Source organism: Rhodoferax sp., from assembly GCF_014859475.1.
In the GTDB taxonomy this organism is placed as follows: domain Bacteria; phylum Pseudomonadota; class Gammaproteobacteria; order Burkholderiales; family Burkholderiaceae_C; genus Rhodoferax.
The window spans coordinates 1-3,927 of the sequence record NZ_JACUUE010000216.1 but is presented as its reverse complement, the minus strand read 5'-3'; the positions used below and the strand labels follow the sequence as shown (position 1 = coordinate 3,927).

Below are 3,927 nucleotides of genomic sequence, written 5' to 3'. Positions count from 1 at the left end.
AGCCGTCACTGCGAGCGTAGCGCGGCAGTCCATGCAGTCCGGGGTCATGGATTGCTTCACTTCGTTCGCAATGACGGGGCTGTTCATGGAAAGCCCCCCGAATCAGGCCCGATGCCGCACACGGACCTTGAACCGAGACTTCGTCATCGCGAGCGTAGCGCGGCGATCCATGACTTCCGGGTGCATGGATTGCTTCACTTCGTTCGCAATGACGGGGCCGGGGTTCGCAATGACGGGGCCGGGGTTCGCAATGACGGGGTTGTTCATGGAAAGGCGCGAAGCGGCGTGGCAATCCACCCCTATGCGCGCAATTTTGCGATGTAAGCAGGCAGGAAGCCTGTCCTGTTTAGAGGTAAGCCACCGGCACCGCTGTGACACTTTGCGACAAGGGAGTATCGCGCTCTACCAGGCACAGCACTGCTCCCGGTCCAATGGTCTTGCCAAGTTTGTCGAGCACGGCAAACTGGCGCCTGGCGTTTTGTGAGGGCGACGCCGTCTTTTTTATTTCTACCGGATACAAGGTGTCGCCAGACTCGATCAACAAGTCCACCTCCTGCTGGTCGGTGTCGCGGTAAAAGTAGAGGTTGGCCTCCAGGCCGTTGTGCCAATAGCTCTTCACGATCTCACTGACCACCCAGGTCTCCAGCATCGCGCCCGACATGCTACCTGCTTCCAGAGAGGCGGCATCAGGCCACTTGGTCAAATAAGCCGCCAAACCCGTATCGAGAAAATAAAGCTTGGGCGTTTTGACCATCCGTTTGGTCAGATTGGTGTGATACGGCTGCAGCAAAAAGACCAGGCCAGAAGTCTCCAGTACCGACAACCAGGCCTTGGCGGTCTTGTTGTCAACATCCACATCCCGTGCCAGGTTGGCGTAGTTGAGCAACTGCCCGGTTCTGGCCGCCACTGCCGCCAGAAAGCGGTTAAACGCCAGCTGATCGGAAACTTTCAGCACATCCTGCACGTCGCGCTGAATGTAGGTCTGGATGTAGGAGCGGTAAAACAAGTCCCGCGTTTTGGCCCCTTGCGCAACAAGCCGGGGGAACGAACCCAGCCAGATTTGCCGAAAAACCGCCATCAGCGGCTTGGGCGCATTGGCACTGGCGGCGCGGGCAGCGGAGACCCATTGCGCAGTGGGCACAAAAGGCTGCGACAAGACAGCGCGCCCATCCAGCTCCGCTTGTGACAACCCGAGCAAATCAACAATCGCCACCCGCCCCGCCAGGCTCTCGGTAATGCCATGCATCAGCTCGAACTTTTGCGACCCAGTGAGCCAGAACAGACCATTGCGCTTATCCCGATCCACCATGATCTTGATGGCACTGAACAACTCAGGCGCGTACTGGATCTCGTCAATGACCAGCGGCGGCTGCCAGGTTTGCAAGAAAAGCGCAGGGTCGCGCCGCGCCAATGCGCGCGCATCCATGTCGTCCAGCGTCACGTAAGCCCGCGGCGCCTGCGTGCCCCCTTTGGCGCAAATTTCGAGCAGGGTCGTTTTACCCACTTGCCGGGGGCCAGTTACCATCAAGACAGGAAAGCTGTCACTGATCGCGTGAATAGTTTTTGAAAGTGTGCGTGGGTACATTTGTGGCGTTTATGTTGGAATTAAATTCCAGTATAAACGAATAATTGACATCCCCGAGACACCGCAAACGGGCTTTGACCAAAGGCTGCGTCATTGCGAACGCAGTGAAACAATCCATGAGGCCCGGTTAATAATGCCAGCATGCTAACCCACCCCCAGCCATGACACTTCCTCCCCCGCACAGCCGCACCGGCTACTCGGCGGTGGCGTGGCTGTTTGTGCTTTACGTGCTGTTTGTGGTTTACGGCAGTCTGGTGCCGTTGGAGTATGTGGATCGTTCGCTGGCTGACGCGGTTCAGGCGTTCAGGAATATCCCGTTTCTGACCCTTGGCGTTGCCTCGCGGGCCGACTGGGTTGCCAATGGCGTGCTTTATGTGCCGGTCGGGTTTTTGACTGCGGCGGTGCTGCTGCAGTCGTATTCAAGGCTACCGCGCGTTTTGTTGTTTATGGTGGCCGCTGCTTTTTCAATGGCACTGGCGGTTGCGGTTGAATTTACGCAGTTGTTTTTCCCGCCACGCACGGTTTCACTCAACGACCTTATTGCCGAAGGCATCGGCAGCCTGATCGGCGTGGCGCTGGCGGCACGGTTTACGGGTTGGCTGCGGTCGCTGTTTGCGTCATTTTTTGGCGATACGGAGCGGCTTAAAAAACTTGCCCTGGAGGGCTACGCCGTTGCCTACATTGCTTTTGCGCTTTTCCCGTATGACTTGCTGCTGTCGGGGATCGAGGTGCAGGCAAAATTTGACTCTGACAGTTGGGGCTGGTGGCTGGCCGGCAACAGCCCCAGGCCCATGCTGCTGGGCCTGCAAATGCTGGCTGAGGCGGCCTTGACGCTGCCCTTTGGCTTTTTGCTGGCACGTCTCAGTGCGCACCGTGTGCCGGGTTATGCCAAAGCGGTGCTGCTGGGTGCGGCGCTGGGCATCTTGATTGAAACCGCGCAGTTCTTCATTGCCTCGGGCATTTCGCAAGGCATGTCGGTGCTGACCAGAGCCTTGGGCCTTGGCGCCGGGTTGGCGCTTGCCAGGTACAGCGCGCGGTGGACGGCAGACAACATCAGCACAGGCCTGCGCCGCTACACGCTGCCCTTGGTTGCCGCCTATGTGCTGGCCATGTTGGAGATCAATGGCTGGCTCACCACCCATTGGCAGGGTCTGCGCGTGGCGCAGGGGCAGCTTGAGCAGCTCAGCGTCATCCCTTTTTACTACCACTACTACACCACCGAGGCAAAAGCGCTGTTCAGCCTTGCTGCGGTGAGTTTGTCTTATGTGCCGATTGGGGTCTTGGCGTGGGCGCATCGGCGTACGCCCGGGTTTGCGCTGGTTGTGTCCCTGGCGTTGGCAACTTGTATTGAATTGGGCAAACTCTTTTTGCCGCCCTCGCACCCTGATTTGACCAACTTGCTGCTGGCCAGCGCGGCCAGCTGGTTCACGGTCACGCTGCTGCGCCGGGTCACGATGCCAAGGGTCATGGATTGCCGCGCTTCGCTCGCAATGACGGGTTCCACCGCGTCATTGCGAGGAGCGCCAGCGCCGTGGCAATCCATGCCCCCTGACTCCCTGCACCCTATACCCATCTGGCTGTTCTTATGCCTGCTGGCAACCGCCATCTGGGTGTTCAACTTCCCAGCCTTTCCCTGGTTGGTGGGCCTGGTGCTGGCTGCCTCTGCGGTGGCCGTCTGGTATCGCCCCATCTGGGCCTTTGTCATCATTCCTGCAGCCTTGCCGGTGTTTGACCTCGCGCCCTGGAGCGGGCGCTTTTTTCTGGACGAATTCGACGCCCTTTTGCTGATTTGCCTGGCGGTGGCCTACAACCGTGCTCCCGCGCCATCCCTCAAACTGCTCAAGCCCGATCTTGCCCTAGCACTGGTGGGTGGCCTGGTCGCACTGAGCTTTGTCATCAGCGCCATTCTGGGCTTGCAGGCCGCAGGCTTGCCAGATACCAACTCATTCAACAGCTACTTCAGCCCCTACAACGCCCTGCGCATTGTCAAAGGCGCGGTGTGGGCGGCATTGTTCATTGGCTTGTTCAGGCGCTTTGGCGCGGCCGGCATCGATGCGCGCCGCCCCTTTGCATGGGGCATGGTGGCAGGGCTTGGGCTGACGGTGGCGGTGATTGTGTGGGAGCGCCTGGCCTTCAGCGAACTCTGGAACTTTGCCGACGGTTACCGCGTGACCGGCCCGTTTTCGGCCGGCCATACCGGCGGCGCCTATGTTGACGGCTACCTGGCTGCCGCCATGCCGTTCCTGATGGTGCTGACCTTTGCGGCCCGGCGCTGGCAAAGCCGGGTGGCTGGCGTCTTGCTCATGCTGGCGGCCAGCTACGCCCTGTTGGTGACGTTTTCG

Annotated in this window: 2 protein-coding genes; one reads left to right on the top strand and one right to left on the bottom strand. The window is 59.6% G+C overall.

Features of this window, described 5'->3' with window-relative positions:
* Window positions 1-346 precede the first annotated feature (346 nt).
* Window positions 347-1,525 (bottom strand): ATP-binding protein, encoded by a 1,179-nt coding sequence (locus IBX54_RS13235; RefSeq protein ID WP_296543125.1) that lies wholly within the window; start codon window positions 1,523-1,525, stop codon window positions 347-349.
* A gap of 221 nt (window positions 1,526-1,746) precedes the next feature.
* On the opposite strand from IBX54_RS13235, the gene IBX54_RS13230 reads away from it, so the two are divergent.
* On the top strand, window positions 1,747-3,927 hold a 2,181-nt coding region (locus IBX54_RS13230; protein ID WP_296543124.1), incomplete at its 3' end, for a VanZ family protein.

Bases quoted from the DNA above. Each gene is read 5' to 3' on its own strand.
- IBX54_RS13235 (WP_296543125.1), bottom strand. From the start codon at position 1,525: ATGGTAACTGGCCCCCGGCAAGTGGGTAAAACGACCCTGCTCGAAATT.